Annotated in this window: 12 protein-coding genes; 7 read left to right on the forward strand and 5 right to left on the reverse strand. The window is 69.3% G+C overall.

What is annotated here, in order from left to right; all coding sequences use genetic code 11:
* Window positions 1-8: 8 nt before the first annotated feature.
* Together ACFU7D_RS14960 and ACFU7D_RS14965 are read right to left on the reverse strand one after the other, a co-directional pair.
* Entirely contained in the window at window positions 9-1,370 is a 1,362-nt protein-coding gene (locus tag ACFU7D_RS14960) for a VWA domain-containing protein (RefSeq protein WP_378868273.1), read from the reverse strand.
* Window positions 1,367-2,245, reverse strand: a complete 879-nt coding sequence (locus ACFU7D_RS14965) for a MoxR family ATPase (protein ID WP_091043344.1) — start codon at window positions 2,243-2,245, stop codon at window positions 1,367-1,369. Before ACFU7D_RS14965 ends, ACFU7D_RS14960 begins: the two co-directional genes overlap by 4 nt.
* Window positions 2,246-2,381: 136 nt before the next feature.
* Here ACFU7D_RS14965 and ACFU7D_RS14970 point away from each other — a divergent pair, with 136 nt between their 5' ends.
* Window positions 2,382-2,690: a hypothetical protein gene (locus ACFU7D_RS14970; protein ID WP_378868276.1), complete on the forward strand. Its 309-nt coding sequence runs from the start codon at window positions 2,382-2,384 to the stop codon at window positions 2,688-2,690.
* A gap of 10 nt (window positions 2,691-2,700) precedes the next feature.
* On the opposite strand, the gene ACFU7D_RS14975 is transcribed toward ACFU7D_RS14970, so the two are convergent.
* The 3 genes from ACFU7D_RS14975 to ACFU7D_RS14985 all read right to left on the reverse strand — a co-directional run bounded on the left by ACFU7D_RS14975 (window position 2,701) and on the right by ACFU7D_RS14985 (window position 4,981).
* Complete coding sequence (locus ACFU7D_RS14975; RefSeq protein WP_378725512.1) at window positions 2,701-3,405, reverse strand: winged helix-turn-helix transcriptional regulator; 705 nt, start codon at window positions 3,403-3,405, stop codon at window positions 2,701-2,703.
* Window positions 3,406-3,502: 97 nt separating this feature from the next.
* Complete coding sequence (locus ACFU7D_RS14980) at window positions 3,503-4,204, reverse strand: winged helix-turn-helix transcriptional regulator (protein WP_378868279.1); 702 nt, start codon at window positions 4,202-4,204, stop codon at window positions 3,503-3,505.
* A 99-nt stretch (window positions 4,205-4,303) separates the two neighbouring features.
* A complete protein-coding gene (locus tag ACFU7D_RS14985; RefSeq protein WP_378868281.1) occupies window positions 4,304-4,981 on the reverse strand; it encodes a winged helix-turn-helix transcriptional regulator in 678 nt (225 codons plus the stop codon).
* A gap of 53 nt (window positions 4,982-5,034) precedes the next feature.
* Here ACFU7D_RS14985 and ACFU7D_RS14990 point away from each other — a divergent pair, with 53 nt between their 5' ends.
* From ACFU7D_RS14990 to ACFU7D_RS15015, 6 genes are all read left to right on the forward strand, one after another.
* Window positions 5,035-5,829 (forward strand): DUF899 family protein, encoded by a 795-nt coding sequence (locus ACFU7D_RS14990; RefSeq protein ID WP_378868284.1) that lies wholly within the window; start codon window positions 5,035-5,037, stop codon window positions 5,827-5,829.
* A gap of 10 nt (window positions 5,830-5,839) precedes the next feature.
* Window positions 5,840-6,250 carry a VOC family protein gene (locus ACFU7D_RS14995; protein ID WP_378868287.1) on the forward strand — a complete coding sequence of 137 codons (411 nt, stop codon included), beginning with the start codon at window positions 5,840-5,842 and terminating at the stop codon, window positions 6,248-6,250.
* A 31-nt stretch (window positions 6,251-6,281) separates the two neighbouring features.
* The gene (locus ACFU7D_RS15000) at window positions 6,282-6,923 is read left to right on the forward strand and encodes a PadR family transcriptional regulator (protein ID WP_378868290.1); all 642 of its coding nucleotides are present in this window, start codon (window positions 6,282-6,284) and stop codon (window positions 6,921-6,923) included.
* Window positions 6,924-7,074: 151 nt separating this feature from the next.
* The gene (locus ACFU7D_RS15005) at window positions 7,075-8,085 is read left to right on the forward strand and encodes an ATP-binding cassette domain-containing protein (protein ID WP_378725523.1); all 1,011 of its coding nucleotides are present in this window, start codon (window positions 7,075-7,077) and stop codon (window positions 8,083-8,085) included.
* Entirely contained in the window at window positions 8,085-8,867 is a 783-nt protein-coding gene (locus ACFU7D_RS15010; RefSeq protein ID WP_378725525.1) for an ABC transporter permease, read from the forward strand. The genes ACFU7D_RS15005 and ACFU7D_RS15010 overlap by 1 nt, the downstream gene beginning before the upstream one ends.
* Window positions 8,868-8,982: 115 nt before the next feature.
* Window positions 8,983-9,657, forward strand: a complete 675-nt coding sequence (locus ACFU7D_RS15015; protein ID WP_091044290.1) for a response regulator transcription factor — start codon at window positions 8,983-8,985, stop codon at window positions 9,655-9,657.
* The last annotated feature ends 175 nt before the right edge of the window (window positions 9,658-9,832 follow it).

Genomic DNA, 9,832 nt, shown 5'->3' on the forward strand with positions numbered 1-9,832 from the left:
CGGTGCGCTCAGGCGAGGTCGTGGACGAACTCGGAGAGCTGGGTGAGGTTGCGGCACTCCCGCATCTCGATGATCGACCCGTAACGGGTCGCTTCCGAGTCGCCGGTGTCCCACTGCGTACGGACCTCGGGGTTGAGCCAGTGCGCATGCCGGCTCCCCTCGACCATCGCGCGCAGCGAGCCGACGGCGAGGTCGGAGTAGTTCGACCGGGCGTCGCCGAGGATCAGCAGCGACGACTTGGGGCCGAGGGCGTCGGCGTGCCGCTCCTGGAAGAGGGAGAAGGCGCGGCCGTAGTTGGTGCGCCCCATCCGGGCCGAGTGCTCGGTCGCCTTCGTCAGCTCGGTCATCGTGTCGACCAGGTCGGCGCCGGGACGGAAGTAGGACGTGACCTCGTGGATCTCGTCGACGAAGGTGAACGCGCGCACCTTGCCGAACTGCTCGCGCAGCGCGAAGACGAGCATCAGCGTGAACGTCGCGAAGTTGGACACCGAGCCCGACACGTCGCACAGGATCACCAGCTCGGTGCGGTGCGGCCGCTTCGGCCGGAACCGCAGGTCGACGGGGACGCCGCCGGTGGACATCGAGGACCGGAGGGTACGCCGCAGGTCCACCGCTCCTCGCCGGCGCGCGTGGTGCTCCTGGGTGAGCCGCGTCGCCAGCCGGCGCGCCAACGGGTAGATCTCGCGCCGCAGCGCCTCCAGGTCGGCCCGCCGCGCATGCAGGAAGTCGAGCTTCTCGATGGTGGGGCGTACGGCGATCTTGGCGATCTGCTCGGGGCCCTTCTCCTCCGCGATCCTTCGCCGGGCGTCGGCTTCGACCAGGCTGGCGAACCGGTCCACCCGGCGACCCCCGACCCGAGCGGCCTCCTCCTCGGTCCAGCCGCCCTGCTGGAGACCTTCGATGAGCCGGGCGGTGAGCTCGTCGGTGGAGAGCCGGCGTAGCGCGGTGTAGGACGACCAGGAGCTGAGCCCGGGCCCGCGGCCGGGCATCGCGCCGAAGCGGGCCACCGCCTCGGCGGCCAGCTGGCGGAGCATCTCGACGTCGTCGGCCTCCAGCGCCTCGGCCAGCCGTGAGCTGAACTCGGAGAGTGCCTCGGGCCCATCCTTCGCCACCCCGGCGGCCTCGGCCTCAGCGTCCATGCCGGAGCCCACCATCCGCGGGAAGTAGAGCTCGAAGAGCCCGTCGAAGGTGGCCCGCTGGTTGGCGCGCTTGACCAGGGTCGCGGCGTACGCCTCCTTGACCTGGGTCCGGTCGGTCCAGCCGATCAGGCCGAGAGCGGTGACCGCGTCGAGGCCCTCGGAGAGCGACACCGGCAGCCCCGCTCCCCGCAGTGCTTCGAGGAACTCGATGTGCCGGTCGAGGAGAGTCACCTCTTCAACCGCAGCTCTCGGACGGCACGGTCGACGTCGGAGGAGTGCTTGAGGACGACGCCGAGGGTGTCGGCGACGGCCTTGTCGGAGAGGTCGGTGATCTCCAGCGCGATCAGGGTGCGCGCCCAGTCGACCGACTCGGCGATGCTCGGGGCCTTCTTGAGCTCCAGCTCTCGCAGCCGGCCGACGACCGAGACCAGCTGGCGGGCGACCTTGTCGTCGAGCCCGGGCACCTGGGAGAGCACGATCTCGCGCTCCCGGTCGGCGTCGGGGTAGTCGAGGTGGAGGTAGAGGCAGCGTCGCTTGAGCGCCTCGGAGAGCTCGCGGGTGGCGTTGGAGGTGAGCACGACCAGCGGACGGCGGGTCGAGGTCATCGTGCCGAGCTCGGGGATGGTCACCTGGAAGTCGGAGAGCACCTCGAGCAACAGCCCCTCGACCTCGACGTCGGTCTTGTCGACCTCGTCGATGAGCAGCACCGTCGGCTCCTCGCGGCGGATCGCGGTCAGCAGGGGCCGGGTCAGCAGGAACTCTTCGGAGAAGATGTCGTCGTGGGTCTCCTCCCACGCCTGGCCGTCGTTGGCCGCCTGGATGCGGAGGAGCTGCTTCTTGTAGTTCCACTCGTAGAGCGCTCGCGCCTCGTCCAGGCCCTCGTAGCACTGCAGCCTGACCAGCTCGGCCCCGGTCGCGCGGGTGATCGCCTTGGCCAGCTCGGTCTTGCCCACGCCGGCCGGTCCTTCGATGAGCACCGGCTTCTCCAGCGCCCCCGCGAGGTAGCTCGTCAACGCGGTGGAGTCGTCCGCGAGGTAACCGACGTCTCCGAGACGGGTGACGGCCTCGGCGGGCGAGGAGAACCAGGAAGACGTACGCGAAGGCATGACGCGACACTAGCGACTCTGCACCTGGTCTGCCCCCGGTGTCCGGATGGGACCTTCGTCATAGTGCCCGGCGCAGGCCGTCACCGTCGGGCTCATCGGTCGTTGGACAGGCGTGCACTCGGACACCCCGCGACTCATGACGCTGGTCGTCGTCGCCATGAAGGTCTGCGCGCTGACCGCGCTGGCGGCCTTCTGTCTGGTCGCCGTCACCACGCCGTCCGAGCCTCGGTCGCTGGCGAAGCGGGAGCAGCCCGAGCTCGCCGCGATGCTCGAACAGCACCACTGCGTGGCTCCTCCGACCATCGCGCCCTGGCGCCGGCAGAGCGCCATCATCCGCTCCCCGCTAGGCGAGCTGAAGCACGTCCCGCTCGACGTCGGCCAGCGGATCGAGCAGGGCAAGGCCCGCGGCGAGCTGATCGCCTTCTGCGCCGACCCGGCTCCCTAGAAGCGCAGGGTCAGCCCACCGCGGCCATCGCGTCGGCGAAGACCCGGAGCACACGCGCCAGCGCCTCCCGGTCGCCCTCGACGTGGAGGTCGCCCTTGGCCAAGGCTTCCTCGAGGGACTGACCGAGGAGCGCGACGCCCGCCCAGGCCGTCGAGTCGCCGGAGATGGTGACGTCCACCCGGGCGAGCTCACCGACGTCGAGATCGAAGCCGTACTCGTTCCAGTCCAGCCGGAACTGCAGAGGCTCCACGTCGGGGCAGCGGGCGTCGGTCAGCTTCCAGGTGGCCCGGAGCGGAGCCTGGGTGGGCAGGCTCTGGGGCGGGACCATCGTGCGCATCGCGACCATCACCCCGCTGGGCGTCATCCCCGTCGACGGGACCGGGAAGTGCGCCGACCCTTCCAAGGCCCACAGCGACAAGACGCTGAGGACCTTCTCCAGCTCCCGGCCCCAGTCGGTCAGGGCGTACGCCGTGGTCTTGGTGAGGTAGCCGAGCTCGGTCTCGACGATGACGCCCGCGCGCTCGAGGAACTGCAGCCGGTCGTTGAGCTCCTCGGTGCTGACCCCGATCAGGGACGACCTCAGATCAGGAGCCGTGCGCGGCCCGAACATCAGCTCGCGCACCACGATCAGGCTCCACCGATCACCGATCAGGTCCAACGCGTGCGCGGCCGCGCACGCATCTCCCAGGTCTCCGTAGGACAGGTGCAGGGTCACGTCGATCCTCTCCGAGCAGCCGGATCCGTCGAGTCCAGTGAACCACGTCGGACGCGACGCTGCCGCCCCGTCCGCGAGACGGCCGACCGAAGAGACCTCAGCTGGCCGCGGCGAGCGTGTCCGCGAACAGCCCGAGCACGCGATCCAGCGCGGCGCGGTCACCCTCGACCACGAGCCCGGCCTCGGCGATCGCGGCATCCACGGGGAAGCCCATGAACACGACACCGGTCCAAGCCGTCGAGTCGCCGGCGATGGTGACGTCGGCGTCCTCGAGGGTGCCCTCAGCGAGGTCGAATTGGTTGCCCTGCCACACGAGCCGGAACTGCTGCGGGTCGGCGTCAGGACGGCGGGCGTCGGTCAGCTCCCAGGTGACGCTGATCGGCTCGGGGGTCGTCGCGCTGCCGGCGGGCACCATCGTGCGCATCGCCACCATCACGCCGCTGGGCGTCATCCCGGCGGACATGATCGGGAAGCGGGTCGAGCCGTGGGCCCAGCGGCCGAGCGCCCCGAGGATCGACTCGAGCTCGCGTCCCCACGGGGTGAGCGCGTAGGCCGTCGTCTTGGTGATGTAGCCGAGCTCGGTCTCGACCACGACGCCGGCGTGCTCGAGGAACTGCAGCCGGTCCTTGAGCTCGTTGTTGCTGACCCCGATCACCGAGGATTCCAGGTCACGTGCCGTACGCGGCCCGAACATCAGCTCGCGCACCACGATCAGGCTCCACCGGTCACCGATCAGGTCCAGGGCGTGCGCGGCAGCGCACGCGTCTCCCAGGTCCCCGTACGTCAGGTTCAGGGTCACGTCGATCCTCTCCGAGTCATTCGAACCCATCGAGAGTAGTGATCCCGGACTACGCGTCATCAGTGCCAGAGGTCCCGGCGTGCCAGTGAAATGCCGGTGCTACGCAATCGCGGCGTACGCAGCGGCGACCCGCTCCACGGCTCGCCGGTCGCCCTCGATGCCGACCGCGTTGGTCGGCGCCCCGGCAAAGACCACGCCTGCCCAAACGGAGGAATCACCGGAGACGGTCGCCGCGGGCGCATCGTCCGCACCCTCGGTCAGCTCGAATCCGTCCGCGTCCCAGCGCAGCCGGTAGCGGCGTACGCCCGCGGCGGGACGCCGCTCGTCGTGCAGCTCGATCGCGATCCGGACGGGGCCGTCATCCCATGCGGCCATCGTGGCGTAGGGGGCCATGGTGCGCATCGCCACGATCACCCCGTCGGGGGTCATGCTCCCCTCCGGGACCGGGAAGCCGGGCGAGCGCTGCGCCCAGTGACCGAGCGACCGCATCACGTCCTCCAGCCCCTGCCCCCACTCGGTGAGCCGGTAGACGCGGGTCTGCCCGAGGTCGTCGAGCCGGGCCTGCTCGACGACGCCGGTCTCCCGCATCGCCCCCAGTCTGGAGGTCAGCACGGCAGGCGTGATCCCGACGACGGCCGAGGCCAGGTCCGCGAACCGGCGCGGACCGAGCAACAGCTCGCGCGCGATCACCATGCTCCAGCGGTCCCCGATGACGTCCATGGCGTGCGCGGTCGCGCAGGCATCACCCAGGTCGGCGTACGTCTGCTTCTTCGGCATCGATCCTCCAAACTCTCTTCACAAGAGTATCAACTATGTTTAACGTAGTTGCCATGAAGCCGACCATCCCGCTGCCACCGGTCGTCGACCGGACGACCTATCTGCACGAGCGCGAAGCGCTCCTCGACCGCGAGAAGGCCCACACCCGTGCCGGCGACGCCCTCGCCGCGGCCCGGCGAAGGCTCCCGATGACCGAGGTCGACCCGGCCGCACCGCTCGTCGGCGCCGCCGGACGGGTGAGCCTGCTGGATGCCTTCGAGGGGCGCGACCAGCTCTTCGCGAGCTACCACATGTGGCACACCGGCCATGCCGCGGCGGACCAGTGCGAGGGGTGCACGTTCTTCAGCGGCGGCGTGAGCGAGCTCGGCTACCTGCACTCGCGCGGGGTGACGTACGCCGTCTTCTGCCAGGGGCCCTATCCGGAGAGCTCCCGCTACCGGGACTTCATGGGGTGGGAGATGCCGTGGTTCTCCGTGCCCGAGGAGTCGTGGGACGTCCTCGACGCCCGCGGGTTCTTCGGGGGCAAGGTCTGCTACCTGCGCGACGGTGACCGGGTCTTCGAGACCTACCGCACGACCGGACGTGGCGTGGAGCCGATGTCGGCGTCGTACGGGATCCTGGACATGACCGTCTACGGACGGCAGGAGACCTGGGAGGACTCACCGCAGGGCTGGCCGCAGCGCACGGGTGTCGACGGTGGCCAGTTCCGCAGCGAGGAGGCGTCGACGACCAACCATCGCACCGGCGTGAGCGGTCGCCCGACGGCGCAGTGGTCGCGGCTCACCGCCGGACGCGACGACGACCTCGGATCCGACACCGCCCCCACCGCCGACCACTGCTGTCACTGAGGAGCTCCGGATGCGTACGACGATCGCCCTGCCCACCCGGGACCGCACCCGGTCCCACGTGTTCCTCCGCGACGGCCTCGGCCTCGAGACTCCCGGGGAGCTCGCCGACGACGGGGTCCCCGAGCCGCTTCGCGCGACCCTGTCGGACTCCTGCGAGGTGATGATGATCCCGACCGGCGGGTTCAAGTGGGTCACCGGACAGCTCGGGGACGAGCCGATGGACGCGGCGACCCTGCCGGAGGGACCGAAGCAGTGCCTGGTCACCATCGAGCTCGGCTCGCGCGGCGATGTCGAGGCCCGCTACGCGGCCGCGACGGCGCTCGGGCACGGGGTGATCGAGCCGGAGTCGGCGCCGTGGGGTGAATACCGCGCGATCGTCGCGGATCCCGACGGGCACCTGTGGCAGCTGACGTCGCGCTGAGGTCCGGTCTTGCCGCCCCTAGAATCTCCCTATGGCCGGAGACGACACACGGATGCTGCTGCTGGGAGCAGTGGCGCTGTTCGAGCCCGTCAACGGCTATCAGATCCGGCGCGAGCTGATGTCGTGGCAGGTCGACCAGTGGGCCAACATCAACCCGGGCTCGATCTACCACGCGCTGACCTCGCTGACCGAGAAGGGCCATCTGACCAGGCACGATCTGGTCGACAACGGGAGAACGGTCGCGGTCTACGAGATCAGCGCCAGTGGCCGGGCAGAGCTGGAGCGCCTCGTGACCCGCTCGCTGCAGGCCGTGGACGTCTACAACGGCGTCTCCTTCTACGCCGCGTTCTCGCTGGTGCCGCTGCTGGAGCGGCCGGCCGTGATCCAGCACCTGAGCGCCCGGTTGAAGACCCTGGAGCGCACGATCAAGGAGCTCGACGCCGCGGTCCGTGTGAACGCCCGGATGGTGCCGCCCCACACCGTTGCCGCGCTCCACCTCCAGCACGACAAGCTCCGCTCCGAGCGGGCATGGCTGGTGGAGGTCCTGGACGACGTACGCAGCGGCAAGCTCTTCTTCGCCGGCGACACTCCCGACTGGGCACCCGCCGCGGACGACCCGGGGTGGCAGATGGACGCGGACCGGAAGCGCTACCGGGAGATGCTGCGCGGCTGAGCCGTCGCGGGTCGCGCTCGAAAATGGTTTGACAACCCGGGATCAAAATTGAACACTCTCGGTATTCAAGTTTGAACAGCCGGGTAAAACCGGGTGATTGTTGTCGGTGGTCCGTGCTTGTCTGGGACTTGCACGCACAAGGGAGTGACACATGATTCACGCACGCGGCCTGAGGCACACCTTCGCCTCCGGCCATGGCAAGCAGAAGAGAGAAGTCGTCGCGGTCGACGGAGTCGACCTCGATGTCGAAGAGGGCGAGGTGGTCGGCTTCCTGGGCCCGAACGGCGCCGGAAAGACCACCACCCTGCGCATCCTCACCACCCTCCTCAAGCCCACGGCAGGCACCGCCACGGTGGCCGGCTTCGACGTGGCCAGGCAGTCCGTCGAGGTCAGGCGAAGCATCGGCTACTGCTCCCAGGTCGGATCGACCTTCTCGGGCGCCTACGCCGGCGACGAGGTCGTCGACCACGGCATGCTCTACGGGATGTCCAAGAAGGACGCGGTCGCCCACGGACAGGCGCTCTTCGAGCGGCTTCAGCTCGAGGGGCTGTGGCGCCGCAAGCCCCGCAACATGTCCGGCGGGCAGAAGCGCCGCCTCGACATCGCGATGGCGCTGATCCACGCCCCCAAGCTGGTCTTCCTCGACGAGCCGACCACCGGCCTCGACCCGCAGGCACGGGCCAACCTGTGGGACCACATCGCCTCGCTGCGTACCGACCACGGGGCGACGGTCTTCCTGACCACCCACTACCTCGACGAGGCCGACACCCTCGCCGATCGGGTCATCGTCATCGACCAGGGCCGCATCGTCGCCAACGACACCCCGGAGAACCTCAAGGCCGCCGTCTCCGGCGACCTGGTCTCCCTGGAGGTCGCCACCGACGAGCAGGTCGCGATCGCGCGCGACAAGCTCGGCTCGATCTCGGAGACCATCGAGGTCGACGAGCGACTGGTCAGCGGCCGGGTGCCGCGGGCCGGGAAGGCCGTCCCCGGGCTGCTGCGTGACCTGGAGGCCAACGGCGTCTCGCTGGAGTCGATCGAGGTCGCCCGTCCCACCCTGGACGACGTCTTCCTGACGCTGACCGGACGATCGCTGCGCGATGCCGACGCAGGCGCACCCGAGGCCGACGAGGCCGTTGAGCAGAATCTGGAGGCCAAATAATGACCGAGTTCCAGCAGCCTGTCCTCAAGTCCGGCTTCTTCCGGGAGTCGATGGTCGTCTTCAACCGGCAGCTGCGGATGAACCTCCGCAACCCGGCCTGGGTGCTGATCGGGGTGATGCAGCCGATCCTCTACCTGCTGCTCTTCGGTCCGCTGCTCGAGCCGCTCATCGAGGAGCTCGGCGGCAACGCCTACAACTGGTTCGTCCCCGGCATGCTCGTCCAGCTCGGCATCTTCGGCGCGATGTTCGCCGGCTTCTCGCTGATCGGCGAGTGGCGCGAGGGCGTCATCGAGGCGGAACGGGTCACCCCGGCCTCGCGCGGTGCGCTGCTGTTCGGGCGTCTCTACCGCGACCTGCTGCAGATCCTGGTGCAGGCGATCATCCTGGTCGCCCTCGGCCTGGTGATGGGCATGGACTTCAGGCCGGTCGGGATCCTCGTCGGGATCGCGATCACCGTGATGATCGGTGGCGCCGGAGCCGCCGCCTCCAACGCGTTCGCGCTGCTCGTCAAGAGCGAGGACGTCATGGCGCCGGTGACCAACATGCTGCTGATGCCGATCCTGCTGCTGTCGGGCATCTTCCTGCCGATGAGCTTCGGTGCCGGGTGGCTCGAGGCGCTGGCCGACGTCATCCCGACCAAGCACATCGTCGACGCGGTGCGAGCATCGTTCTTCGGTGACCTGGGAATGACCGACATCGGCTGGGGCCTGGGGTGGACCGTCGCCCTGTTCGGTCTCGCGGTCTGGTGGGGCATCTCCACCTTCCGCAAGGAGAACGCTTAGCAAACACCGGGGCCGTTCTCAGTAGCGACTCAGCGAGGGGTGGCAAGGTAGGAGTGTGAACAGCCCTGCCACCCCTCGTGATGGGTCCAGCGACAGCACCGGCGACAAGCCGCACGTGCTGGTCGTCGACGACGACAAGGCCGTGCGTGAGTCGCTGCGCCGGTCGTTGGAGTTCAACGGCTACGTGGTCGCCCTGGCCGGCGACGGCGCCGAGGCTCTTGCCGGCATCGCCAACCACGACCCCGACGTGGTCGTGATGGACGTGATGATGCCCCGCCTCGACGGCATCGAGGCCACCAAGGCGCTCCGAGCCGCCGGCAACGACGTACCGATCCTGGTGCTGACCGCGCGCGACGCCGTCGGTGACCGGGTCGACGGACTGGACGCAGGAGCCGACGACTACCTCACCAAGCCGTTCGCGCTCGAGGAGCTCCTGGCCCGGCTGCGCGCGCTGCTGCGTCGGGCGGCCCCGGTCGGGGAGGACGACGAGGAGACGCTGCACTTCGCCGACCTGTCCATGAACACCACCACCCGCGAGGTGACCCGGGGCGAGCGCGCCATCGAGCTCACCCGCACCGAGTTCACGCTCCTGGAGATGTTCCTGCGCCGGCCCCGCCGCGTACTCGATCGGTCGTTCATTCTCGAAGAGGTCTGGGGCTACGACTTCCCGACGACCGCCAACTCGCTCGAGGTCTACGTCGGCTACCTGCGCCGCAAGACCGAGGCCGAAGGTGAGACCCGGCTGATCCACACCGTACGCGGCATCGGCTACGTCCTGAAGGAGCCGTGAGCATGCTCCTCGGCGTGACCGGATCCCACGACACTAAATAGAAGCCGGCCACAGCACCGGTGCCGCTCCGATTCAGGAGGTGGGGGCCCCCCCCGGGCCGCCCCCCCCCCCACCCCCCGTGGAAACGGTCCGGGGAAGGGGCCAACCAACAAACCCCCCGCGCCAACATAACACA

Origin of the sequence: Nocardioides sp. NPDC057577 (assembly GCF_042801335.1) — a bacterium.
Classification (GTDB): domain Bacteria; phylum Actinomycetota; class Actinomycetes; order Propionibacteriales; family Nocardioidaceae; genus Nocardioides.